General features: G+C 62.1%; 16 protein-coding genes and 1 pseudogene. 8 read left to right on the top strand and 9 right to left on the bottom strand.

Going from position 1 to position 22,790, the window contains the following annotated elements:
- Positions 1-39: 39 nt before the first annotated feature.
- From ACEN8U_RS09090 to ACEN8U_RS09100, 3 genes are read right to left on the bottom strand one after another with little or no spacing between them, the layout of a single operon-like run.
- Positions 40-2,085: an acyl-CoA synthetase gene (locus tag ACEN8U_RS09090; protein WP_310112014.1), complete on the bottom strand. Its 2,046-nt coding sequence runs from the start codon at positions 2,083-2,085 to the stop codon at positions 40-42.
- Entirely contained in the window at positions 2,082-3,038 is a 957-nt protein-coding gene (locus ACEN8U_RS09095) for a fumarylacetoacetate hydrolase family protein (protein WP_310112017.1), read from the bottom strand. The genes ACEN8U_RS09090 and ACEN8U_RS09095 overlap by 4 nt, the downstream gene beginning before the upstream one ends.
- A gap of 34 nt (positions 3,039-3,072) precedes the next feature.
- Positions 3,073-4,170, bottom strand: coding sequence for a VOC family protein (locus ACEN8U_RS09100; RefSeq protein WP_310112020.1), 1,098 nt, complete (start codon positions 4,168-4,170; stop codon positions 3,073-3,075).
- Between the two features lie 301 nt (positions 4,171-4,471).
- On the opposite strand from ACEN8U_RS09100, the gene ACEN8U_RS09105 reads away from it, so the two are divergent.
- The gene (locus tag ACEN8U_RS09105; protein ID WP_368608523.1) at positions 4,472-5,617 is read left to right on the top strand and encodes an AI-2E family transporter; all 1,146 of its coding nucleotides are present in this window, start codon (positions 4,472-4,474) and stop codon (positions 5,615-5,617) included.
- A 43-nt stretch (positions 5,618-5,660) separates the two neighbouring features.
- Here ACEN8U_RS09105 and ACEN8U_RS09110 read toward each other — a convergent pair whose 3' ends face one another.
- The gene (locus ACEN8U_RS09110; protein WP_310112057.1) at positions 5,661-6,473 is read right to left on the bottom strand and encodes a TetR/AcrR family transcriptional regulator; all 813 of its coding nucleotides are present in this window, start codon (positions 6,471-6,473) and stop codon (positions 5,661-5,663) included.
- Positions 6,474-6,612: 139 nt separating this feature from the next.
- Between ACEN8U_RS09110 and ACEN8U_RS09115 the strand changes: the two genes are divergently transcribed.
- The 3 genes from ACEN8U_RS09115 to ACEN8U_RS09125 are packed head-to-tail and all read left to right on the top strand — an operon-like array spanning position 6,613 to position 12,421.
- Entirely contained in the window at positions 6,613-7,776 is a 1,164-nt protein-coding gene (locus ACEN8U_RS09115) for an efflux RND transporter periplasmic adaptor subunit (RefSeq protein WP_310112022.1), read from the top strand.
- Positions 7,773-10,955: an efflux RND transporter permease subunit gene (locus tag ACEN8U_RS09120; protein ID WP_310112023.1), complete on the top strand. Its 3,183-nt coding sequence runs from the start codon at positions 7,773-7,775 to the stop codon at positions 10,953-10,955. Before ACEN8U_RS09115 ends, ACEN8U_RS09120 begins: the two co-directional genes overlap by 4 nt.
- Before the next feature lie 2 nt (positions 10,956-10,957).
- The gene (locus ACEN8U_RS09125) at positions 10,958-12,421 is read left to right on the top strand and encodes an efflux transporter outer membrane subunit (RefSeq protein ID WP_310112024.1); all 1,464 of its coding nucleotides are present in this window, start codon (positions 10,958-10,960) and stop codon (positions 12,419-12,421) included.
- Between the two features lie 180 nt (positions 12,422-12,601).
- Here ACEN8U_RS09125 and ACEN8U_RS09130 read toward each other — a convergent pair whose 3' ends face one another.
- Positions 12,602-13,357 carry a TetR/AcrR family transcriptional regulator gene (locus ACEN8U_RS09130; protein WP_310112027.1) on the bottom strand — a complete coding sequence of 252 codons (756 nt, stop codon included), beginning with the start codon at positions 13,355-13,357 and terminating at the stop codon, positions 12,602-12,604.
- A 178-nt stretch (positions 13,358-13,535) separates the two neighbouring features.
- On the opposite strand from ACEN8U_RS09130, the gene ACEN8U_RS09135 reads away from it, so the two are divergent.
- Positions 13,536-13,901, top strand: coding sequence for a helix-turn-helix domain-containing protein (locus ACEN8U_RS09135; RefSeq protein ID WP_310112030.1), 366 nt, complete (start codon positions 13,536-13,538; stop codon positions 13,899-13,901).
- A 136-nt stretch (positions 13,902-14,037) separates the two neighbouring features.
- On the opposite strand, the gene ACEN8U_RS09140 is transcribed toward ACEN8U_RS09135, so the two are convergent.
- A complete protein-coding gene (locus tag ACEN8U_RS09140) occupies positions 14,038-15,981 on the bottom strand; it encodes an alkaline phosphatase family protein (RefSeq protein ID WP_310112033.1) in 1,944 nt (647 codons plus the stop codon).
- A gap of 470 nt (positions 15,982-16,451) precedes the next feature.
- Between ACEN8U_RS09140 and ACEN8U_RS09145 the strand changes: the two genes are divergently transcribed.
- Positions 16,452-17,213, top strand: a complete 762-nt coding sequence (locus tag ACEN8U_RS09145) for a transposase (RefSeq protein WP_310112036.1) — start codon at positions 16,452-16,454, stop codon at positions 17,211-17,213.
- An 11-nt stretch (positions 17,214-17,224) separates the two neighbouring features.
- On the opposite strand, the gene ACEN8U_RS09150 is transcribed toward ACEN8U_RS09145, so the two are convergent.
- Positions 17,225-18,094, bottom strand: coding sequence for a LysR family transcriptional regulator (locus ACEN8U_RS09150; protein WP_310112039.1), 870 nt, complete (start codon positions 18,092-18,094; stop codon positions 17,225-17,227).
- Positions 18,095-18,215: 121 nt separating this feature from the next.
- Between ACEN8U_RS09150 and ACEN8U_RS09155 the strand changes: the two genes are divergently transcribed.
- Together ACEN8U_RS09155 and ACEN8U_RS09160 are read left to right on the top strand one after the other, a co-directional pair.
- Positions 18,216-19,607: an MFS transporter gene (locus ACEN8U_RS09155; protein ID WP_310112042.1), complete on the top strand. Its 1,392-nt coding sequence runs from the start codon at positions 18,216-18,218 to the stop codon at positions 19,605-19,607.
- 106 nt (positions 19,608-19,713) lie between these two features.
- The gene (locus tag ACEN8U_RS09160; RefSeq protein WP_310112045.1) at positions 19,714-20,844 is read left to right on the top strand and encodes an FAD-dependent oxidoreductase; all 1,131 of its coding nucleotides are present in this window, start codon (positions 19,714-19,716) and stop codon (positions 20,842-20,844) included.
- 1,421 nt (positions 20,845-22,265) lie between these two features.
- Here the strand turns inward: ACEN8U_RS09160 and ACEN8U_RS09165 are convergent.
- Positions 22,266-22,553 (bottom strand): annotated as a pseudogene (locus ACEN8U_RS09165) (immunity 8 family protein); the annotation flags it as partial.
- A 34-nt stretch (positions 22,554-22,587) separates the two neighbouring features.
- The gene (locus ACEN8U_RS09170) at positions 22,588-22,788 is read right to left on the bottom strand and encodes a hypothetical protein (RefSeq protein WP_310111157.1); all 201 of its coding nucleotides are present in this window, start codon (positions 22,786-22,788) and stop codon (positions 22,588-22,590) included.
- Positions 22,789-22,790: the final 2 nt, after the last annotated feature.

Here is a 22,790-nt window from a genome sequence, read left to right on the forward strand (position 1 = left end):
CAAACGGCCCGCCCGACGCGCATCGAGCGACGTCCGCCATCAACTGCTTCCGTTCACGCGGGAAGACGCCTGCGGAAGCATTGAGGAACCCATCCCTTTACGGTCTTGCGACGCCTCTTCCGCAACTGCCTGTTCCACCAGAATCGAGAACATGAAGGGAAACCGGCCGAGCACAGATGCCGCCTGCGCCTCCATTTCGCGGCTGCGAAGCTCGACGTGCAAAACCGTCCCACGCGCCGGATCCTGGACGGCATGCACGAGCGCCCCTTCAATTCCGGCTTCGGCAAGCGCCGAAAGCAGTGCGTCCACCGTCTCCCGGCGCTTTAACTCAGGCTTGAAGATCTTGCCGACTCCGGTCAGCGGCATCGTCTCGATGATCCGGATGCCCTTCGGCAGTGCCGCCCGTTCGCCGATCTCGCAGCGCATGAATTCCGCCAGATCGCTTTCGGTTGCCGTCGCGCCGGGTTTGAGTTGCACGTAGGCGATCGGCAACTCCCCCGCGCGGGCATCTGGACGGCCGATTGCCGCGGCAACCTGTACCGCCGGGTGGCGATGCAACGGCTCCTCGATCGTGGCGGGATCGATATTGTGGCCGCCCCGTATGATCAAGTCCTTCTTGCGGCCGGTAAGCCAGAAATAGCCGTCAGCGTCGCGCCGCCCCAGGTCGCCGGTGTTGAACCAGCGCTCGCCGTCGCCGAGTTCGACCCAGATGCCTTCGTTGTGCTCCGGCTCTGCGTATCCCGCGAAGACGTTGGGACCTGAAATGACCAGCAAGCCCGTCTCATCAGTCTCGCAGTCGCGCGAATATCGGCCCTGCGCATCCAGCATCACGGCCTTCATCGCTTGCCCCGGAATCCGAAGGCCGATCGATCCGACGCGGCGCTCGCCAAGCGGAGGGTTCACGCTGCTCACGCATGTTCCCTCGGTCAGCCCGTACGCTTCGAGAATGCGGATGCCCGTGCGCTCCTGAAATCGGCGGAAGACTTCGACAGGCATGGGCGCAGCGCCGCACAGGCCATATTCGAGCGAGCTGATATCGCACCCGTCGATGGGAACGTCGAGCAGCGAAGCGTAAAGCGTCGGGACACCGCTGAAAAAGTTGATGCGGTGTCGCTCGATGATTTGCCAGAAGCGCTTGACGACGCCCTCGCCACGATAGCCCTGCGGCGTTCCGAGCACGACATGCGCGCCTTGGGAAAACGGCAGGAGCCCGGTCGCCATGACCGCATTGACATGAAACAGCGGCAGGCCGCAAAAGATCGTTTTGCCCGGTCCCATACTTTCGCCGAAGAATCGCGAGGTACTCCATGCATTGGCGACTTCATTTCCATGCCGGCGCATCGCGATCTTTGGGCGCCCTGTCGTCCCGCCCGTACTGAAAAACGACGATAGATCGTCCCGCTGGAAGCGCCGGTTGCCGAGCAGGCTCGTACCGGATTCCCGTTCCATCGCCCTCGTGAAATCGTGCAATTCGATTCCGGCGGGGACCGCCGCGCGCAGGCCGACCTCGCCGTGCAATCGGCTCACTTCGCTGCGGGCGAGCATGCGTGCGGCGGACCTCATTGGACCGGGCATCCGGTCGGCCAGATTGACCAATACGAGATGCTTGAGCGCCGGCAGCCGATCAAGGATCGCGTGAACTTTCTGCCAGATATCCGTTTGCGGAAACGGCGCCAGTGTGACGAGCACTTCGGCCCCGGCTGCATTGAGCAGATCGGCTATTGCCTCGCCTTCGAGCAGTGGATTGATTGCGCACGTAATGCCCGCTGCCTGTCCACCCCAGATGACGAAATGCGTCTCCGGCAAGTTGGGCAACACGTACGCGATCACGGATTGCGACGTGACGCCGAGCCGGGTGAAGGCGTTCGCCGTTCGGGTGATGTCACGAACCAGTTCGCCATAGGTCCAACATTCGGCGTTGCGATAAACGTCGGCGGTCATAAAAAACGAAAGCGCTGGCGCGGACGGATCGATCGCAGCACCACGGCAGATCATTTCGTAGGTGCTGACAGGCAGATCCTCCGGCACCCCTTGCGCCTCTAGCGCAAGGACGTCCTCTCGGCTCACGATCCCTTGGGCGATCATGACGCTTCATCCACCACTTCGTTGCGTTGAACGCCAAGATCGATGGATCCGTCGCGGCTCGCGATGCGCGATTCGACCACGTCGCCGGCGCGCAGATACTGCGGCCTCGCTGCCTGGATATCCATGAACATTTTCCATTTGGCTTCCTCGGACAGGGCCGCCGCGAGGCGCTGCTTCATCGGCGAAGGCACCGACAGCGCACAGCCCGAGGGCGTGCCGGTGGAAAGCAGGTCCCCGACGAAAAGGTCATGGACGCCGGAGATCTCCGTCAGCGTTTCGGCGGGACCGTAGACGAGATTCGCGGTCGAATCCTGCTGCCGGATAGCCCCGTTGACGGTGAGCGTCAGTTCGAGCTGACCAAGCTTGGCCATGTCGCTCCGTTCGAGCAGGCACAGGTAGGGCCCAACAGGACCGAATGTGCGAAAGCTCTTGCCCTTGTAAAACTGCATCTGCGGAATCTGAATATCGCGCGCAGAGTAATCGTTGACGATGACGGCACCCGCGATGTACTCGCTGAGATCGCCTTCGGCGATCGTACGGCGCGACGTAATGTTCTTCTTGAGCACGAGACCGAGTTCGATTTCGTAATCGAGGAACCTCACGTTCGAGGGCTTCACAAGGGGCGAATCGGCGGGAACGATGCAACTCGTCGCCTTCGTGAAGAGCATGTTGAATTTCTTCGCATCCGGGTCCATGCCGGATTCGATCATGTGCTGGCGATAGTTCGCACCCTGGCAGATGAACTGCTGGTTTGCCGAGACCGGCGGGAGCCATTGCACGGCCGACTCGGGAATTGTCGGGCCGTCGAGTTCAATCAGACGCTCCACCGGATTCGCAGCGATAAATTCCGCCGTCGTGGCGAATTCGCCGGGAATCGGCGTGATAGCGCCGTTTCGTACCACGCCCCAACGCGCGTGACCTTCATGGCGGTAATGCAAAACATGCAGTGACATGGCTTAGTCTCTATCGTTTGGAAATGCGGAGATATCACGCGAAGATTTTGGCGAGCGTCAGCAGCTTGCTCACCGTCAGATCCGGACTGCGTCGGAGGTTGCGAATGAGAGCGGCCAGGCTCGACGGCGAGAGCTCGGGCTTGGTGAAGCTGCGCGGCATGGCCGGTCCCCATTGCGCCATCGCTTCACGGCTGACCGCATGCACGCCCGTGGGGACGTCCGACGTAAAGAGATCGCCGTCGCAGTAGTGTTCGTGCTTGTCGCCCCAGGGGTCTTGCCAGTAGTCGAATATCTGGCTGCCGAGAATATGGCGTCCGATTCCCCATGCGTGCGTCCAACCTTTCTCGCGCAGGACGCGTTGCCCCATGCCGACCGCATCCGCATCGATCAATTCGAAAGCGCTATGGCTGTACTTTGGAACGAAACCTTGCGCCAACGCGAGCGTGTGATGGTCGGCCGGCCGCCCGCCCAGGTCCAATCGCATGAAGGCGACGGCCGGTGAGCCGTCGGGTAGCGTCTGCACATCGCTCGGGATAAAGCCGAAGTGCTGCGTGTACCACGCGCACGTCTTCTGGAAGTCGGCCAACTCGAGCACGACATGCCCTAGCTTGATGACATCGGGTGGGTTCGCCGGCGGGCGCTGCGTGTCGTTAATGCGGACCACGGCGTCCACGGAATTGAACGGCAGCGCGTTCCGGTGCGGCAGCGGTTCGACGTCGCGTGCGCCCCAGACCGCATCGACGCGAAAGCCCGACGGGTCGGTCAACGTCACACGATATCCGCCGCCCGGCCAGTCCGACCGCTCCACCTCCGTGGCGCCGGGCAGCCGCGTCAGTGCATGCAGGTCCGATTCGCCGTCGACCTGCAATCCGAAGCCGGCGAATTGCGCCTTCGGCGCGTGGCAGACGACATAACAGAACGGCGCCGGGCCGGTACCGCGCAAAAACAACCTGGCTTCGTTTCGCAACACCGTCTGCAATCCGAAGTCATTGAGAAATCGCTCGGCTTGTTCGAGGTCGGGCCGGTCGAAGATCAGATACGACAACGCCGACGCTTTCGTCGTGGGGTTCGAATGACGTGCGGGTTGAGTCGTACTCAACCCGGCAATGCCCACATGCGCGCTTGTCTCCACGCTTGGCTCCTTTCGTCTGTATGGTGGCTTGTCCGATCTATCGTTCGGCTTGTTGATGATATTAAAGTCATTGCTGATATTTTTGTCAACTAGTGAAATCGTGCTCGCACACGCGCGGCGGCATCCACTGGAGTCGGCTCGGTCCGCGGATGCGTGCATACGTTCAATTCGACGGAATGCTCATATTTGATTGCATAATCATTTATGTGTTATATATCGCCTCTTGCGTCGACGCGGAGCCGGACGGTCGCCGCGCACTTATCCGAAGCAACAGTCCCGGCAGCCCAGCACGAGCCCGAAGATGTCGACGAATTCCCCCGCAGTGCGCGGGCCGCAGCATGAGCGTGCACGACTCAACCCCTATCCGCGGCAGGCAATGCTCTGGGGCGCCCTTGCAGTCGGGGCCGGCCTTCTGATGTGGATCCTGCGTCCTGTGCTCACGCCGTTCCTGCTGGGCGGCCTGATCGCGTACATGCTCCAGCCCGGCGTTGAATGGCTGGTCCGTCGGCGGATTCCGCGCACGCTTGCGGCGCTCGCCATGATGCTGTTGTTTGCGTCGGTCATTGTGTCGCTTGGCCTGCTCGTGTTCGCGGTGATTCAAAAGGAGCTGCCGGCGCTTGCTTCGCAAATTCCTGGATTCACGGCAAGGATCAATACCTGGCTGCAGCCGAAGCTCGGGCTGGTCGGCCTCGATAGGTCCTTCGATTTGACGAGCTTGCGTAACGTACTGACGAGCCGGCTCGCAGGCGGCGGGCAATCGATCGAAGTCGCAGCCTGGCGCTATGTGCGCACGGGCGGCAGTGCATTGGTCACCGCGGTGGGCAATGTCGTCGTGGTACCGCTCGTGCTGTACTACCTGCTCTACGACAGGCGCAAGGTCTTCGCGCGGATCGAAAGTCTCGTGCCGCGGCCGTGGCTTGGCAAAACGCGTGCACTCGTGACTGAGATGGACCAGATGCTGTCGCAATATCTGCGTGGCCAGTTGCTCGTCATGGTTGTGCTCGCAACCTTCTATCCGATCGCGCTGGGCCTCGCCGGGTTGGGCGTTGCGTTGCCCGTCGGTCTGTTTACCGGGCTTGCGGTCTTCATCCCTTACGTCGGCTTCGCCACGGGGCTCGTACTCGCGATGCTCGCCGCGTTGCTCCAATTCGGCGACTGGTATGGGTTCGGTGTGGTGGCGTTGATCTATGCGGTCGGGCAAGTGCTCGAGACGGCGTTTCTTACGCCTAGGCTCATCGGGGAACGCATCGGTCTGCATCCGCTCGCGGTGATCTTTGCGTTGCTGGCGTTCGGCGAGATGTTTGGCTTCTTTGGGGTATTGCTCGCGCTTCCAGTCAGCGCGATTCTCGTGACCGCGTTGCGCGAGGTGCGTCGACGCTATCTGGCCAGCGCGCTTTATGCGGACCGGCAGGACGACGCATCACCGCGCCGCCCGCCCGGCCTGTAGCAGGAGCCACGAACCAGGTGGGGGATACCGTCAGCGAGCCCCGCTAATCCGCCCCACGCGCCGCAGCCGGCAGCGGCCCGCGAGCCACACATTCCGCCTCTTCGCGATTCAGGCCCAGCACCTGCAATACGACCACCGCGGCGCGCTCGGCGAAACCATCGTCCCCGGGCTCCGGCGCGCCATGCCGTTCCACTTCCACGTGACCATTGACGGCATGGCTCAATTCCGCGGCGATCGCCGCAAGGACGATACCGCTTACCGACACATGACATATGAAGGGATCGGTCACGGCAAATCTCCCGGCCGCTATCCCGGCCTCGCTGTCGCGCTTCAACCGTCGACCCATGCCATCTTGCAGCGCGCGCTCCGAAAAACCCTCCCGAATCAAAAAGTAGCCCCATACCGGCTCACGCCGAGCGCGCATCAGCGTATGCCGCACGCCCACTGCCACCACCTCCGCCGGGTCCGATAGCCCGCGCACCAGCGCATCGAGCTGTTCGCCGAAGTCCTCGAACACCCAGTCGAAAAGCGCGGCATGCAAAGCCTCCTTCGAATCGAAGTGGTTGTAGAACGAACCGAACCCGACGTCGGCGGCTTCCGTGATTTCGTTGATGGTCACGTGCTCGACGCCTTTCGTCGCCACGAGAGCGAGCGCCGCCTCGAGCAGGCGGGTGCGAGTCTCGCGCTTACGCCGAGCACCGCGTGGCTCCCGCGGTTTGGGCTCGCCCCCGCGCCCGTCGCCCATGACGGCCACGGCCGCCGCCGCGACCCCGGTCGTGGCGGCCGCTTGAGAAGACCGTTCCGACGCGGCGCTGCCGGGCGTCACCTGCACCCCTGCCTCTTTTCCATCTTTCATCGATTGAGATTCGTTAGTCATAATCGACAATCTTATCATTTTCGACTCTAATGTCACCAACGATCGATGCTCGTCAGTGAAAACCCTGACCTGCGAACGGTCTTCCTTTCATCTTGCCCAGCTCTCGTTTGGAAACATCGTGAAACTCCCCGGTCCTGACACGCGGTCGTCCTCGCGCCCGTCCTCTTCCTCCGCGCTGCCCCGTCGGGCAGGCCTTTGTCTCGCCGTTTGCGGCGCCGTCCTGCTCGCGGCATGTCATACGCACGAACCCGCCGCCCCGGAAGCCAAGCCCGTGGTGGCGCTGGCGGTGCACGCCGACAACACGGCGAACGCCACGTCGCTGCCGGCCCAGGTCGAAGCGCGTTACTCGACAGCGCTTTCATTCCGCGTCGGCGGCAAAATCGCCGAGCGGCGCGTCCATCTGGGCGATACGGTCAAAGCCGGGCAAGTGCTCGCCCTGCTCGATCCCGCCGATCTGCGGAACAACGCAGTGAACGCACGCGCACAACTCGATGCCGCCGAGCATCAGCTCGCGTACCAGAAGCAGCAGCTCGTTCGGGACCAAGCGCAGGCGCAGGCCAACCTGATTGCGCCCGCGCAGTGGGAGCAAACGCAGAACGCCTATGCAACGGCGCTTGCCCAGCGCGATTCGGCGCTCGCTCAAATGGCGCTGGCCGAAGACCACTTGCGCTATACCACCCTGGTGGCGGACCACGACGGCGTGGTCAAGTCGGAAGATGCCGATACGGGTCAGAACGTCGAACAAGGGCAGGCGGTCTATCACCTCGACTGGAGCGGCGATGTCGATGTCGCGTGCGACGCCCCCGAGAGCGCACTGAATTCGCTGGGCGTCGGCCAGATCGCAAAGGTCACGCTGCCGGCTCTGCCCGGCAAGACATTCGAAGCGCGCGTGCGCGAGGTCGCCCCGAGCGCCGATCCGCTAAGCCGCACCTGGCGCGTGAAGCTGACGCTCGTTGCGCCGAGCCTCGAGGTGCGCCTCGGCATGACGGCTCAGGTGCAGTTCGATATTGCGCGTGCGAACGACGGCTTCATCCCGTTCCAGCTGCCGGCCACGGCGCTCTTTCACGATGGCGGCAAGCCCGCCGTTTGGGTCGTGCAGCCCGGCACCGACAAGCTCGTTCTGCGCCCCGTTTCCGTCACGAACTACGGCGAGCGAACCATTGACGTCGTTGCGGGCCTGCACGACGGCGAACGCGTCGTCGTGCAAGGCGTCCATACCGTGAGCGCCGGCGAGCACGTGCAAGCGATCGCCCCGCTGCATCCCGAGGACTTTGCATCATGAGCATCGTCGACCACGAAAAATCCGGCGACGTCACGCTCGCCACCGCTCAGAACGCCGAAAGCCAAGGCAAAAGCGGCTTCAATCTCTCAGAGTGGGCGCTGCGTCATCAGCAGCTCGTCATTTACCTGATCGGCCTGATGACGCTCTTCGGCGTCATCGCGTATACGCATCTGTCTCAATCCGAAGATCCGCCGTTCACGTTCCGAACCATGGTTATTCGGACCAACTGGCCGGGCGCGAACGCGCGTGAAGTGCAGGAGCAAGTCACGGACCGCATCGCGCGCCAGCTTCAGGCCGCACCGTATGTGGACAACATCAAGAGCTATTCGCGGCCCGGCGAGTCGATGATCTTCTTCGCGATGAAGGACTCGGCGCCCGTCAAGGACGTGCCCGAAACCTGGTATCAGGTCCGCAAGAAAGTGGGCGACATCCGCGCAACGCTGCCGCAAGGCATCGTGGGCCCCTTTTTCAACGATGAGTTCGGCGACGTTTATACAAACATCTACGCCCTTGAAGGCGACGGGTTTTCGCCCGCGCAACTGCACGACTACGCCGACCAGTTGCGCACCGTGCTGCTGCGCGTGCCCGGCGTGGCGAAGGTCGACTACTTCGGCGATCCCGATCAGCACATCTTCATCGAGATTTCGAACACGCAGTTGACGAAGCTCGCGATCACGCCCGCTGAACTGGCGCATGCCATCGACGCGCAGAACGCCGTGGCGCCGGTCGGCACATTCAACACGCCTGATGACCGTGTGTTCGTGCGTACGAGCGGCGCGTTCAAGGACGTGCGGGCGTTCGAAGACATGCTGATATCGGTCAACCGCCGCACGTTCCGGCTCGGCGACATCGCGAAGATCCGCCGCGGCTATGACGATCCGCCCGTCACGCAGATGCGTACTAACGGACACGCGGTGCTCGGAATCGGCATCACGATGCAAACCGGCGGCGACGTGATCCGGCTCGGCAAGGCGCTCGACAGCGAACGCGCCGAACTGCAGGCGCGCCTGCCCGCAGGGCTCAAGCTTGTCCAGATCTCGAGCATGCCCGATACCGTCAAGCACTCGGTCGACGATTTCGTCGAGGCAGTGGCCGAGGCCGTCGCCATCGTGCTCGTGGTCAGTCTCGTCTCGCTCGGCCTGCGCACGGGCATGGTCGTCGTGATCACCATCCCGATCGTGCTCGCCGTCACGTCGCTGTGCATGTATCTGTTCGGTATCGGCCTGAACAAGGTCTCGCTCGGCACGCTCGTGCTCGCGTTGGGCCTGCTCGTGGACGACGCCATCATCGCGGTTGAGATGATGGCCGTGAAACTCGAGCAAGGCTGGAGCCGCATGCGCTCGGCAGCGTTCGCCTATACGAGCACGGCCTTCCCGATGCTCACGGGTACGCTCGTCACCGTAGCGGGCTTCCTGCCGATCGCACTGGCGAAGTCGAGCACCGGCGAGTACACGCGCTCGATCTTCGAGGTGTCCGCGATCGCGCTCATCGTTTCGTGGTTCGCCGCCGTGGTGCTGGTTCCGCTGCTCGGCTACCACATGCTCCCCGAGCGCAAGGCAGGCGAGCACGGCGCTCAGGGAGCCCACGGTCACGACGAGGATATTTACAACACGGGCTTCTATCGCCGCATGGCCGGTTGGGTCTCCTGGTGTATCGAGCACCGCTGGTTGGTGCTGGGCGTGACGGCTATCGCGTTCGCCGTCGCAATGGCGGCCTTCACTCGCGTGCCCAAGCAGTTCTTCCCGAACTCCGAGCGCCCCGAGTTGCTTGTCGATATGCGTTTGCCGGAAGGCGCATCGTTCGCAGCGACGTTGCGTGAAGCGCAACGCCTCGAACAGACACTTCGCGGACGCCCCGAGATCGAGCGCGTGGTCGACTTTGTTGGCACCGGCGCGCCCCGCTTCTATCTGCCGCTCGACCAGCAGTTGCAGCAGCCGAACTTCGCGCAGTTCGTCGTGACGGCCAAAGACGTCGAAGAACGCGAAAAGCTCCTCAAATGGCTCGACGCATCGCTCGAAAAGCAATTCCCCGGTGTGCGAACCCGTGTGGCACGACTCGAAAACGGGCCTCCGGTCGGCTATCCGATTCAGTTCCGCGTGAGCGGCGACAACCTCGCGACCGTGCATGAGATCGCACGAAAGGTGGCCGACAAGGTACGTGCCGATGCGCGCACGCGCAACGTGCAGTTCGACTGGGACGAGCCCGAGGAGCGCTCCCTGTCGTTCCAGATCGACCAGAACCGCGCGCGCCAACTCGGCGTGACCTCGCAGGACGTGTCGAACTTTCTCGCCATGACGCTCTCCGGCTATACGGTGACGCAGTATCGCGAGCACGACAAACTGGTCAACGTCGATCTGCGCGCGCCGAAAAGCGAGCGTGTCGATCCCTCGCAGCTCACGAGCCTGGCCGTGCCGACGCCCCAAGGCCCCGTGCCGCTCGGCACGCTTGGCAACGTGCGCACGGCGCTCGACTACGGTGTGATCTGGGAACGCGATCGTCAACCCACCATCACCGTACAGGCCGACGTGCGAGGCAACGCACAAGGCATCGACGTCACGCGCGACGTGGACCGCGAATTGAGCCAGCTTCGCGCGCAATTGCCGATCGGCTATCGCATCGTAGTGGGCGGCTCCGTCGAGGAAAGCATGAAGGGCCAGACTTCGATCAATGCGCAAATGCCGATCCTCATCATCGCGGTGCTCACCCTGCTGATGATCCAGCTACAAAGCTTTTCGCGCACGTTCATCGTCGTGCTGACCGTGCCGCTCGGTTTGATCGGCGTCGTCGCGGCGCTGCTGCTGCTCGGCGAACCGTTCGGTTTCGTCGCCATGCTCGGTGTCATCGCGATGTTCGGCATCATCATGCGCAACTCGGTGATCCTCGTCGATCAGATCGAGCAGGACATCGCATCCGGTCAGCCCCGTTTCGATGCGATCGTCGGCGCGACCGTCAGACGCTTCCGTCCGATCATGCTCACGGCCGCAGCCGCCGTGCTGGCCTTGATTCCGTTGCTTCGCTCGGGCTTTTTCGGCCCGATGGCGAGCTCGCTCATGGGCGGCATCACGATCGCCACGGTGCTCACGCTGTTCTTCCTGCCAGCCCTTTATGCGACTTCCTTCCGTGTTCGGCGCGACGAGCGCGGTGCGCAACACACCATCGTCGAGCACGCGGAGATCTGATCATGCAATTTGCCGTTAAGACATCCGTTATCGCCGTATTCGCGGCACTCGCAACCAGCGCCTGTACGTTGGGCCCGAGCGGCGCGCCGCCCGCGATGCCGTCGCCCGCGCATTACGGGGCGCAGCCTCAATCGCTGCAGACCGTTGCGGCTGGAGGAACCGCGCAACATTTCGATGCCGGCGCAACGGCCGCGCCGCAATGGTGGACGCTTTACCGCTCCGATGCGCTCGATGCCCTCGTCGAAGAAGGCTTGCGCAACAATCCGACGCTCGCCGCCACGCAAAGGTCGCTCAATGCCGCCCAGCAGGAACTCCGGGCGCAGATCGGCGCGTCCACCCTGCCGTCTGTCGATGCCGGCGCCGAGGCGGAGCGAACGCGCTCGCCCGTCGTCCCCGGCATCGGTCCAAACACTGAGCGCTATAACGTCTTCGCCGGTCAGTTGCAGGCGCAGTACAACTTCGATCTGTTCGGCGCCGTTCGCTACGGCAACAAGGCCAGCGCCGCGCGCGTCGACGTACAGGCGTATGAGCTCGAAGCGGCGCGCCGCGCGCTGGCCGCGAACATCGTCGGCACCGCCATCCGTGCCGCGGCGCTCGATCGTCAGATCGCGCTCACCGAACACCTCGTGACGCTCGCAGGCGATACGGCGCGCGACGACGCGCAGCGTCAAGCGCTCGGCTCGGTCTCGCATGCCCAGGCACTCGGATCGGCACGGCAGGCTGCCGCGCTCGCCGCGCTGCTTCCGCCATTGCGTCAGCAGCGCGCCAGCACCGTGCACGCGCTGGCCGTGCTGTTGGGGCGAACGCCCGACGCAACGCCCGCCGTCCCCGATCTCGACAGCCTTTCGCTGCCCGAGCATGTACCTGTCGCCGTGCCGGCGCAGCTGCTTCGCTCGCGCCCGGATATTCAGGCCGCCGAAGCCGCGGTGCAAGCGGCCGCCGCCGATGTCGGCGAGGCCACGGCGCAGCTTTTCCCTAACCTGTCGCTGACGGCCTCGATGGGCCGCGCCGGTTTCGGCTGGCCGGCCCTGCTCTCCGGCGCCGGCGGTATCTGGGCGATCGGCGCGAGCGTTTCGCAACCGATCTTCCATGGCGGCGCCCTGCTCGCGCATCGACGCGCCACGAAGGAGGCTTATGAGGCAGCAGTGCTGCATTACAAATCGACGGTGCTGTCCGCGTTCGGGAACGTCGCCGACTCGCTCGCCGCGCTCGACAACGACGCTCAGACACTCGCCTCGACCGAAAGCGAGGCTCGCGCCGCGCAGCAACTGTTCGACGAAACGACGTCGCGCTACCGGCTCGGGTCCCTGCCGATATCGGCGGCTCAAGCCAGCGAGCAGCAGTTTCTGACCGCACGGCTCGACGCGGTTCGCGCACAGAGCCAGCGGCTCGGCGATACGGCCGCGCTCTTCCAGGCGATGGGCGAATTGCCGCAAGAGCCAGCCAAATCGGCATCGCGGGAGTGACGATGGAATATCGAGAATTGATCGCCTGTCACGAATGCGACGCGCTTTTTCGCAAGCCGCCGCGTCTGCGCGGCCTGAGAAATTCGCGACGAGGTGGCGAATGGGACAAATGCAATGAGAGAAGCAGGCTTACTGACCCGCGTTGCCAACGGTCGGCGAAGCGGTACGCCGTCAAGACGGTCAGTCGGCTTCGACGGCAGGTTCCACGAGCGGCAACGGACGTGCCGCAACTTTTTCGGCTTCCGCTCGTTTGAGACCCAAGCTTTGCAAAAGAGCGGCCGCGACGCGCTCGGCGAGGTGTTCACCGCTGAAACCGAGCTCCGTCAACGCGTCGGCGTTCGGCGCATCCGGCGAGGCGAGTCCGAGCTGGGCTGTGACGGACGCAAGCACGGTGCCGCCCACGGAGAGGAATGCGACGAATGGATCGGCCACGGCGAAACGCTTCGCAACGATGCCTTTTTGCACATCGCGCAACAAACGTTTGCCGAGACCTCGATCGAGCATGCGCGAGGAGAACCCTTCTCTCACCAGGAATTGGCCCCAGAGCGGCTCGCGATGTGCTCGCATCAACGTATAACGCACGGAGACGGCAATGACTTCGGCCGGGTCCGACAAACCGAGGGTGAGGCGGTCGAGCCAGTCGGCAAATTCCTCGAACACGGACTCGACGAGCGTGGCGTAGATCGCTTCTTTAGATTCGAAATGGTTGTAGAACGAGCCGAACCCGACATCGGCCGCCTCCGTGATTTCATTGATCGCGACGCCTTCCATGCCTTTTTCAGCCATGAGTTTGAGTGCTGCGTCCAGCAGGCGGGCGCGCGTCTCCCTCTTGCGGCGGGCACCGCGCGGCTCGCGCGCCTCGGCTGGCGCCTCCGGAGCGGCGCTCGCCTGCGGAGCGGCGCGCTTCGGCGCCGGGCGATTTGTAGTCTTCGGCATGGCGATTCCAATCTGGATCAGAACGCCAGTATAGATTCAAACGTCGGGCTCGACAAAGTCGTCAGCCCTGAACGCCGCCTCAGACATGACTACGCACCGAGTCGGCACTTCGCTCCGGCCACGCAATCGGGCTCGACATGTTTCATGCACAGCCGACAGACGGAAACCGCTTGATCCAATGAAATGCAAACGGCTCACCCATGAAGAGCGACGGCTCCAGACGCGTGAACGGCTGCTCGAGGCCGCACACGAGCTGTTCGTCGCGCGGGGGTACGTTACGACAGGCCTCGAAGAGATTGCCGAAGCGGCAGGCTATGCACGCGGCGCGTTCTATTCGAACTTCACCGACAAGACCGACTTGCTGATCGAATCGTTGCGTCGGCATCGAATCGGCCTGCCTTATAACCTGCGCGCCGTCATTGGAGTACTGAATCATTATCTAAGAAGCGACGAAGATTTTCGCCTGTGGGTTGAGGCCGGTCCTCTGGCGAGCCGGCAGCCGGCGTTTCGCGAGCGATTCGATGCGATCGTCAACGACGCTTGAGCGGTGCCGGGCTACCGCGCACCATGATCTGCCGTTAGCGATCTGCCGTTAGCGGGTCAAGGATGGACGACGGCCGCCGGCATGCGCGGCCGTGCCTATCGTCGTCACAGCTTACGAGCGGGCACGCAAGCTTCGGTCAGAACGGCCACCAACCCTTGCCGCCGTTGCCGCTGCTTTCCTCTCCGCCGTGATGTCCGTCGGAATGAGCGTGATCGTCGGAATCGCGGTGGAAGTCGAAAAGATCGAACAGATCGCCTATGGCGGGCGAGTTGACCGGCACATACGGGTTATCGCTGCGCTGGACAGGGTTTGGCAGATTGTCGCGACTGCGTTCCGTAATCGGCGGCAGTCCCCAGTTCCGTTCGATGAATTTGACCACCGACGCGTGGTCGGCGTAGCCGTGTGAAACGCGTCCTCCAACGGAATACTTCGAAACGGCGATCATCGGGATGCGTGAACCGTCGCCGAAAAAGTCGACGGGCTGGATGTAGCCTGAATCGTAGTAGCCACCGCCTTCGTCGGTGGTGATGAGGATCGCTGTCGTGGCCCACAACTTGGGATCGCTCTTGACCGCATCCACGATCTTCTTCACGAACGCCTCATAGAGCCCGAACTTCGACGACGTCGGATGTCCATCGAGCAGCCCGCCGGGCTTCACGAAAGATACCGCCGGCAGGGTCCCGGCCTGCATGTCCGAATAGAGATCAGGCAGATCCGCGAGATGCGTATCGCGGACCTGTTGATTCGTCATGATCGACGTCTCGTAAAGGAATGGATTGCAGATGTTGCAATAGACGCTTGTCGACGGATCCTTGATGAAACTGCGCCATCCTTCGCCGTAATATTTCCAGGGGATGTTGCGCTCGAGAAGGCTGTCGCCGATTGTCCGCACGGGCGACGGAGGAATCGTGTAAGGAGATTTCGCCCTGTCGAGCACCGTACCGTCGCCGTTGTAGCCGGGGTTATAGTTGTTCAGCAGGTAGTAGTGTTTTGGCGCGCAGTTCGGCTTCGGGTGATAGGAGAGTGACTGGAGGTAACGACGGATAGGACCGACGCCAGGCTGGCTCGCATCGGAGCAATCGCTGTAACTGCCGCCTGAATACCCGTCCTGCGTGTACCAGTTGTTCGTGCCGGGCAACGGATTGGGGTTTTCGATCTGATCCGATGGCGGCGTTGCCGCGTGGCCGTTACCGTCCGTGTAGAAATAGGCATCGGCGGCGCCGATCATGATGCTGTTCGCGCCTGTGCCGCCCATGACCGGTTGATGGTAGTTGTCGCTCATCGAGTATTGCCGCGCCAACTGCGCGAAGTACGGCATGTCTCCGTTGTTCACGTTATAAAATCCGAGCGCATTGGAACCCTCACCGGTCGTCTGGTCGTTGAACGGCGTGGGCTGCGGCTTGCCGTTGCTGCCGGCGCCGATGGTGGTTTCAACCCACGCGAACAGGTCGCCCAGACAGCCGCTCGGATTTTCCCGGCTCGCATGTCCGACATCGCAGTCCGACTGCTGCCATGCCTGATAGAAGCGATGCACAGGGCCGCCCATGTACGCGTCGTAAAGCGGTGGTTGAAGCAAAAACGGGCCGTTCAGCAAGGCGTTGTAGTTTGCCACGCGCGAGTCCTTTACATCTTTCGGCAGGCCGGATGCGCCGCTCAACAGCTGGTCGATATCGGATGCTTCGAGCGCGCCGCCCTCGACCTGAACAGCCGCATCGTGACTCGCGAATGGCGGTGGACTTGCGTCGCTGGCGGCGGTAGGCGATCCACCGGTGTTCGGAGCCGGCAGCGTCCCATACGGGGCCTTGTTCGACGGCGCCATCGAGAACCTTCCAGGTCCAGTCAACTGCGCCTCGTACTGTTGCGCTTTCTTGAAGTTCGGACCCGGTGAGCCATCTGCATTGACGATGCCCTGCGAAAGCAGGTTCCACACCGACTGACCGTGCGCCGGCTGGTATGTGCCGAAAACGTGATCGAAGGTTCGATTCTCGCCCACTATCACGATGACATGCCTGATCGGCGTTCGCGTTTCGCCATTGTGATCGTCGCCCGCAGCGATCACGCCAGCGGGCCAGCTGGACAATGCCAGCGCAGCCGCTGCTGCGACAGCCGCAGTGGAAATACGTAAGCATTCCTTATTACATAAATGTGAAAAGCGAAAAGCGGCCATTACCCGTCTCCTTACCGTTGGTTACGACGGTAAGACCTTAAAAGCGGGCGATGAAGCTTCAGAGTCGCTAGCATTACAATGGGCTGTCGCCAGCGCCTCACATAGCACCGAGCAAAGGATCTGGCGAATGTTCACTGACATACGTCTGACAATAGCTAGCCGGCGTGCAACGACGAATGACGTCGACTCGGCCAAGCCGACATTGCCGCCCCAAGGCTGCAGGACCGGACGCAAACCTGCGAAAAGAGGCCAAACACAAGCGCTGTTCGCCGCGCGCGCCCAACGCCGCGACTCATAGAATTCCTCCATACCAGTCACGTACCGGCACGCGGTCGGTATCTGTCGAACTGCTTTCTCCAATCGAATTTCCGGTCAAACACAGAATGACACGGCTTGCACGGCACTACGTCCCTGACCAACCGCAACACATAATCTTGCAGGGGCTCGTCGAGCCCGCATTCCTCGACGAAGGGGACTACCGGTATTTTCTCGCCTGCCTCGCAGACGCCGCGCGCGTCGCCGATCTGGCGGTCCACGCCTGGGCTCTCATGCCCGGCGCGGTGCAGTTGCTTGTCACGCCGTCGTACGAATCAAGCGTGTCGATGGCGATGCAGGCGGTTTGCCGACGCTATGCCGAGACCTTCAACCGCCGCCACGGACGACGCGGCACAGTATGGCGCGGCGGCTACCGCGCAACGGTGATCGAGCCCGAGCGTTACCTGCTGCTGGCGAGCGTTGGGATCGAACAGGCGCCGGCGCGCAGCGGTCTCGTGACCGACGCGAAGAACTACGCGTGGTCGAGCTATGGGCATCACACGGGCCAGCGCGCGGACAGCTTTATCAAGGACCATCCGCTTTACCGGGCGCTTGGCGACACGCCGCCCGAGCGCCATCAGGCTTATCGCGATCTCGGCGAGCGAATTGCCGCCGATCGCGACATCGACAGTCTGCTGGAATCGAGGTTCAACGGCTGGGTGCTCGGGAGCCCCGCATACTGCGAGTGGGCGGCGCGGACGGCGAACCGCCGCCTTATGCCGTTGCTGCTGCGCGACCGGCCCGCCACGGTGCGCGCGACACGCACGCCGGACCTCGCGAAATTCCGCCGGCCGCTCTATACGCACGCCGCTCTGACAGAATCGAATTAACCCTGCTCACTTCATTTGAGGGCGGCGAGAGCCATCTCGATGAGTTGCTGCTGTCGTTCGGTGGCATCGCTGCTCTGTTTGCGCAAAATCATAAAAAGAGAAAGCGGATCGGGCGGATTTAAAGCGATCCGATGGATCGTGCATCCGGTGTCCCTCGCCAACGGCATCGTTAAAAAAGCGGGAACAATGGCCCAGGCCCCGTTTCTCAGCATCGGCGCCAGCATGTGTGCTTTCTCGACCCAATTTACATGTCGCGAAAACCCACGCCGACCGCGCCATAAATCAAACTGCGGCGACCACGGCAGATGAATTTCTCTGGATGGATCGAGATCCGTCATGTCGAGCGCTTCGGGCAACGGGGCCGTATCCGAGCCGGCATAGACCACGAGCATCGCGTAGTCCCGGATCTTTCTTGAAACAAGATCGACGTGTTCGGATGGCGTCAGTGTGAAGGCGACGTCCAGATGACCGGAAGCCACGCGGTTGGCGAGCTGGAAATAGCGCGAGCTTTCCATGTGTAACCGGACGGGCGGTGTCTCGTCGCAGAGCGCGGAGACAAACGGCGGAAGAACGTTGATCGCAACGGCGTCCACCGCACCGACAGCAAGGTGCCGCACCTGATTGGCCTGAAGTTGCTCGGCCTCGATTTCGAGCATTTTCCAGCGCTCGGCAATGTCGAGAAAACGCTCACCTTCAGCGGTCAGCGAGATGCCGCGCGCTCCCCTCGAGCGCCGCAACAGCGGATGTCCTATGCGGCGCTCGAGGGACTGGATCCGGTACGAGACGGTCGATTGCGTCGTGGAGACGATCTCGGCCGCCTGCAGCAAACTTCCGGAGCGAACCACCGCCAGGAACGTGTTGATCTCCTCGCTGAACAACATATCGATTCCTTCGATATTTGGTGAATAAAATCCGACATTGACCGATATTGTGCCCAACCTTAGCCTAGTCGAATAGAAAAACAAATCCCGTCATCTGATTCGGTAACATCTGGAGGCACATATGGCAAAGGCACTCGTCGGCATCGAAGATTTACCTACGAGCCGCTTTCATAAGCGGATTGCCGTCGTAGCGGCAGGCGGGCCGTTCTGCGACGGCTACCTGCTCGGGATCATCGTTGTGGCATTGCCGTTCATTGCCAGGGACCTCGCACTGAGCGCGCTCCAGATCGGTCTCGTCGGCGCGTCGAGCCTCATCGGCATGTTCGTCGGCGGCCTCGTTTTCGGACCGATGACAGACCGCTTCGGCCGCCAGAAGATGTATGTGCTTAATCTCGCTGTATTCGTTATCTGCTCGATCGCGCACCTGTTCGTGCACGACGTGGCGACGCTCTTTATCCTTCGTTTCGTCATGGGGGTTGCGCTGGGCGCGGACTATCCCATCGCGACCGCGCTCGCCGCTGAATTCCTGCCTCGGAAGCTTCGCGGGCCGGTGCTCGCGAGCCTCGTGCTTTTGCTCTGGGTCGGATACACCTTGAGCCTTGCAACGGGTTTGATCGTGAGCGGTAGCGAAAGCGGTGTATGGCGCTACATTCTTGCGAGCGCCGCCATCCCTTCGGCAATTTTCCTGTTGCTGCGCCTTAACATTCCCGAGTCGCCGCGCTGGCTGATTTCCGCAGGACGTGTAGAGGCGGCTCGTGACATCGTGGCGCAGCATCTTGGGCCGCAGGTTGACTTTGATGCGCTCGTTGCCGAAACCCGCGTCAGCACCTCCGGGCGTGGCCTCGGGTTGTCCAAGATCCGCGAACTTCTTTCGCGAGGCTATGGGCGCATGCTGGTGTTCTGCTCGATCTTCTGGATGTGTCAGATTGCACCTTCGTTCGCAATCAAGACGTTTCAACCGATGCTGCTGAAGTCGCTCGGCGTCACTCAGCCACTCGCCGGCTCGCTCGTGATCATTTCGTTTGCGATCGTCGGAACTGCGATCGGCATGGTCGTCGTCAACCGCGTCGGTCGGCGCACGCTTTGTCTGGCCTCTTTCGTTCTGGCAACCCTCGCGCTCTTTCTTCTCGCGACGCCGATGTCGGGCATTGCCATGGTTGCGATCGGTTTGTTCATTCTCTTCACGGTGGCCGAAGCTGCCGGTTCCGGGCTGCAATTCATCTACCCGAATGAGATTTTCCCAACTGATCTCCGTGCAACCGGTATGGGACTCGCGATGTCTGCAAGCCGCATTGGCGCCGCGGCAGGAACGTTCCTCCTTCCTACCGTACTCGTCCATTTTGGAAGTGCGACGGGTCTGCTGATCGCAGGTAGCATCAGCCTGATTGGCCTGCTCGTATCCGTTCGCATGGCTCCCGAGACCCGTAACGTGTCGCTCGGCGCGGCGAACGCTCCCAGCCTGGATGCGAGCGCGGGCGAACACACTCTACAGCAAAGAGAAGCTCGCAGCTGAGCGGCAAGGACGGCGGAGCCATCGCCGACACCGGTCAGCCGAATCAATTCGGACTCCATAATTTCACCTTGGCAACACTTCCTGCATCCATGCAAAAAGGCACTCTATGAATTCGGCACCTCAAGTCGTCATCATCGGCGCAGGCATCATCGGCACTACGCTCGCTTATGATTTTGCGAAGCGCGGCGCGCGCGTCACCGTGCTCGACAAGAACGAAGTCGCGAAAGGCGCCACGTCTGGGTCATTCGCGTGGATAACCAACCAGACGAAGTTCCGCAATGCGGACTCGCTCGGTGAAGCTGGCGCGCAGCATTACTTCAATCTGCATCGGCTGTCGCACCTGCGCTGGCGTTACCTGCAAAGCGAAATCGACGGTCTGCCGATTCGCTGGTCAGGCTGCTTACAAAGCGCCGAGCCCGGCACCGAGGAGGCACGGGAACTCGCGGCGGAACTGGACCGGCGCCTGCGCTGGGGCAGCCCGACGTACCGCGTCACCGCGGCCGAGGCGCGCGAGATCGAGCCGGGGTTTGAACCGGGAGCGGAGACGGACATTTTCTACACGCCCGATGAAGGGATGATGTCGCCCGTGCAACTGACGTCAATGATGCTCGACGCGGCGGTCGCCCACGGGGCGCAGTACTCGGCACACGATGCGTACCAAGGCTTCGTGAAGACGGCGGGCGGTTACGAGATCAAGAGCAGAAGTGGCTCGCGCGCGGCCGATTTTCTCATCTTCGCGGGCGGCATCGCGAACCCGGAACTCGTCGAAGGCACGGGGCTTAAGGCACCGCTCATCCACAGCACGGGGAGCGTCGTCCATCTGGCACCGTTGCCGCGGATCTTCGACTCGGTGATTCTTGGCGCCCATGTTCACGCGATCCAGCGCGTCGACGGTCGTGTAGTCATCGCCAAGCACTTCTCCGGTTCGCCCGTTGGCGACCCAAGCACGCCCGACCCGGAGGAGCTTGTACGTGTCGCCGCGCGAGTGCTGCCGGGCTTGAAGGACGCCGTTGTCGAGAAAGTCACCGAAACGCGTCGCGTGATTCCCGCTGACGGACTGCCTGTCGTGAGCCGCTCAGAAGAACTGCCCGGCGTGCTTTCCGTTACAACGAACGCAGGCATCAGCCTTGCAGCCGGACTGTCGCAGTTCATCACAACCGAACTGCTTGACGGCGTGACGGTGAACCTGTTGGACCCGTATCGCTCCCAGCGTTTTGCCGATCAGGTAAGGCGGTGACGCGGATCAGGCGCGATGCCATGAAGCGGGGTCGGGTTGGTGGGTGCTTCATGATGTCAGGCAGTTGCCTGATGGTCGGCGAACGGAGTGCGCGGTGTGCTTCATCGGGCTTGTTCGACGTCTGCCGACATGCGCGCAGCATGCATCTTCCTGCGGGCGATGGCAGACATCGAATAAACATTCACGAGTCCGGTCCAACCGCGAAAGCACCGAATCGACTGTGAACCGCGGTTGGAGTCCGTGCGCCGGCAGCAGCTGGTCGGGAGGTAGAGCTGCCATCGAGTCGACGTGTCTTTCGGCTCGGCCGCGGAGCCGGTGTACTCAGGCGAAAGTCCTTCGACGGCAGCGAGGCATATCGCTTGAAATTCTGCCTGTCGTTATGTCTTCTGACGGCGGGGCTCGATTACTTGGGGACCGTTTGGGCGCCGATCGGATCGTTCTTGCGTCACCTGGGGGGAACAAACCGCCACTGGATCCCAAGAGCAACGAGCAGGATTTTAAAACCGACATGACGCGTCGTTTCGAAGCCGATTCCACTACCTTGGCGGCCCTCGGGAGCACCGTCGAATTCACGCGACAGACCTGCCAGTCGTATGCGTCCGTCGCCACGCCTGCCGGTTTCGCTCCTGCCTGCAATCGCCCGCGCCCTGTCCGTTTCTCTGGATGATCTTTTCGGCGAGTCGGACAGGGTTGAATCGCGACGAACCCGGTTGAACCATGGTTGAATGACAGTTGACACGTGCCCCACGCCCGACGGAGCAACATCATGAAGATCGTCACCCTCCGCCTCGGCTCCCGCGACGCTTGAACGCACACATTGTCGTCGCGATGAACGCGAAGCGCAGGGCGAACACATCAGATTTGATTCGCTGGAGCGGCTGTTCCCGATTCTCACGCCAGCGCGCTGAAACATCATCAGGACCATGACGGGCGCAGACACGCTGTCCATCCGTCAGATCGCACTGCGGCTCAGCCGCGATGACACAACCGTACAGCACGACGTGCACGCGTGCTCCATGTGGGTGTGCTCGACCGCAACGCCGACGGCGCAATCGAGCTCCCGTATGACGCCGAGCACGTCGATTTCATGATCGCTGCCCCGTGACCGGCGCTGCACACTACACGGTACATTCTGTAACGCGTGGCAAGGCCGCATTCCGTATGGACTTCGGGCGATTTATCGGCGCCCGGCGCCGGCTCGTTGCGTGGCTGCGGCGCGCGATCGCCAGAATCCGCCAAATGCACCTCGATGAGGACGTAGTTCGCGAAGTTGCGAAGAAACTTTTCTAGCGGCCGCTCGTCGGGCACGCGACTGCCGACGAATCGAGCAAATCGGTAGCAGCGCCGTCGTGCTCGCCGACGCCACCAAGCACAAACCCGCCGCGCGGCCGGGTTTGTGCATCAAAATCGAAGCTGCCAGTTCAAGGCTGATAGTCCTCAAACTCCCAGCCTCCAATTCGACTGAGCTTCAACGCCAAACCATGCCAATCGTCGGCCGTGCATTTCTCCACATATCCGTTTATAGCCGACTTGATCTCCGCCAAGTCGTACTCAAACACGATTAGCATATGGCGTCTCCATACAGCCTTCTTATCCGCGTAGTTGGCCTTGATCCAGTCAGGGATGCATACCATGATCTGGAACAGGTCGGCACCCTTCGCGTTTTCCGGACCAATTTTTGCCTCGATCAAGAAACCGAAGCAGGCTTCGTCCTCGGGCCTCCTAGCAGGCTATCCGTCCCCTCTATCTCTTCTCGAACTGATCAAGCGCCGCTTGGATCTCCGCCATCAAACGCTCCGCTTTGGCTCGCGGAGCACCGATCCGTGTTTCGAACTCGAACATATCAATGCCATTGCAAACCTCGTTAAGAGCCGCGTTGAGCACCAGCAACTCCTCGTGACTAACCTCTATCTCGGCGTCATCGGCGATCCTGTTGAGCTTCATAG

The sequence above is a fragment of the Paraburkholderia phenoliruptrix genome (assembly GCF_047325075.1).
Lineage (GTDB): Bacteria > Pseudomonadota > Gammaproteobacteria > Burkholderiales > Burkholderiaceae > Paraburkholderia > Paraburkholderia phenoliruptrix.

Coding starts and splice junctions, on each gene's coding strand:
- ACEN8U_RS09160 (WP_310112045.1), top strand. CDS start 19,714: ATGAATTCGGCACCTCAAGTCGTCATCATCGGCGCAGGCATCATCGGC.
- ACEN8U_RS09145 (WP_310112036.1), top strand. CDS start 16,452: ATGACACGGCTTGCACGGCACTACGTCCCTGACCAACCGCAACACATA.
- ACEN8U_RS09095 (WP_310112017.1), bottom strand. CDS start 3,038: ATGTCACTGCATGTTTTGCATTACCGCCATGAAGGTCACGCGCGTTGG.
- ACEN8U_RS09120 (WP_310112023.1), top strand. CDS start 7,773: ATGAGCATCGTCGACCACGAAAAATCCGGCGACGTCACGCTCGCCACC.
- ACEN8U_RS09170 (WP_310111157.1), bottom strand. CDS start 22,788: ATGAAGCTCAACAGGATCGCCGATGACGCCGAGATAGAGGTTAGTCAC.
- ACEN8U_RS09150 (WP_310112039.1), bottom strand. CDS start 18,094: ATGTTGTTCAGCGAGGAGATCAACACGTTCCTGGCGGTGGTTCGCTCC.
- ACEN8U_RS09135 (WP_310112030.1), top strand. CDS start 13,536: ATGAAATGCAAACGGCTCACCCATGAAGAGCGACGGCTCCAGACGCGT.
- ACEN8U_RS09110 (WP_310112057.1), bottom strand. CDS start 6,473: ATGAAAGATGGAAAAGAGGCAGGGGTGCAGGTGACGCCCGGCAGCGCC.
- ACEN8U_RS09125 (WP_310112024.1), top strand. CDS start 10,958: ATGCAATTTGCCGTTAAGACATCCGTTATCGCCGTATTCGCGGCACTC.
- ACEN8U_RS09105 (WP_368608523.1), top strand. CDS start 4,472: ATGTCGACGAATTCCCCCGCAGTGCGCGGGCCGCAGCATGAGCGTGCA.
- ACEN8U_RS09130 (WP_310112027.1), bottom strand. CDS start 13,357: ATGCCGAAGACTACAAATCGCCCGGCGCCGAAGCGCGCCGCTCCGCAG.
- ACEN8U_RS09090 (WP_310112014.1), bottom strand. CDS start 2,085: ATGATCGCCCAAGGGATCGTGAGCCGAGAGGACGTCCTTGCGCTAGAG.
- ACEN8U_RS09155 (WP_310112042.1), top strand. CDS start 18,216: ATGGCAAAGGCACTCGTCGGCATCGAAGATTTACCTACGAGCCGCTTT.